This window comes from Oleiphilus sp. HI0132 (assembly GCF_001635845.1).
In genome coordinates, this window is the sequence record NZ_LWGJ01001873.1 from 1 (window position 1) to 1,078 (window position 1,078).

General features: G+C 41.9%; 2 protein-coding genes. One reads left to right on the forward strand and one right to left on the reverse strand.

Features of this window, described 5'->3' with window-relative positions:
* Positions 1-55: 55 nt before the first annotated feature.
* Positions 56-805: a helix-turn-helix transcriptional regulator gene (locus tag A3766_RS28275; RefSeq protein WP_068514227.1), complete on the forward strand. Its 750-nt coding sequence runs from the start codon at positions 56-58 to the stop codon at positions 803-805.
* Positions 806-888: 83 nt separating this feature from the next.
* Here A3766_RS28275 and A3766_RS31755 read toward each other — a convergent pair.
* The coding region (locus A3766_RS31755; protein WP_197479821.1) for a hypothetical protein at positions 889-1,078 on the reverse strand (190 nt) is incomplete at its 5' end.

Sequence of the window (1,078 nt, forward strand, 5' to 3'; positions counted from 1 at the left end):
GTATTCGGTATTGCTGTCATTCTCATGAACCGCTGTTTCATAATAGGGAGATCAGATGTCTCAGAGCGCTGCTTTAGTCAAAGCACTGAAAAAATGTTTGAAAATTAACGATGTAAAATATGCAGATGTGGCTGATGCCCTCAATTTAAGTGAGGCGAGCGTGAAACGTTTGTTTTCTGAGGAAAGCTTTTCGCTAAAAAGGCTAGATCAAATTTGTGAATTTTTAGGTATTGAAATTAGTGATCTGGTGGAGATGGTGAGACAGTCTGATCAGATTCGAAGTTTGACGATTGAGCAAGAAAAAGAAATTATTGATGATCTTCCGCTTTTGATTGTCGCAAATAGTGCCTTAAATCGTTGGAGCTTTGAAGATATATTGTCTACCTATGATTTAACTGAGACCGCGTTAATCCAGCATCTTGCCAAATTAGATCGCCTAAAGTTGATCGAGTTGTTGCCTGGAAATCGCATAAAGTTATTAGTTGATAGAAACTTCAGTTGGCAAAAGAACGGCCCTATACAGCGGTTTTTCGAAGAAATTCTAGTGAATGAGTTCTTTAACTATAGGTTTGATGAGCCCAGTGACAAACGACAGTTTGTGGTGGGGATGCTCTCTAAAGCCTCTAACCTGATCTTTCAGAGAAAGTTGGATCAACTTGCAGAGGAATTTCATCGCTTACATGTAGAGGATGAAAAGTTGCCTGTTAAAGAGCGATTCGGTACTAGTGTTGTCACAGGTATGCGTCGATGGGAGCCTTTGGCTTTTGAGAAGATGCGCAGAAAAAAGGATCTGCGAAAGTTTTAGTATTGATGGGGTAGTTTGAGGTGTGGGCTGATCTATGAAAACCGAGTTCATAGATCAGCATTGGTTTCGTTTTTTAGGGTGTTTTATGAACGCTTTGATTGAAGCTTTCGTGATAACACCGCCGCGATGAGCAGCAATAACATCATCCAGGGGCTAGATGAGCCTCCACCAGAGCTCGGGTAAGCGCGGGTGTTGTTGAAAGCTGGTTGATGGGCATCTTTACGATGGTCTCTTACCGGCTGGCTTGCGCGTTGTTGTTTAGCCTGCAATTCT

What these genes read in the sequence shown, in the direction of transcription:
- A3766_RS28275 (WP_068514227.1), top strand. Translation starts at nt 56, where the DNA reads ATGTCTCAGAGCGCTGCTTTAGTCAAAGCACTGAAAAAATGTTTGAAA.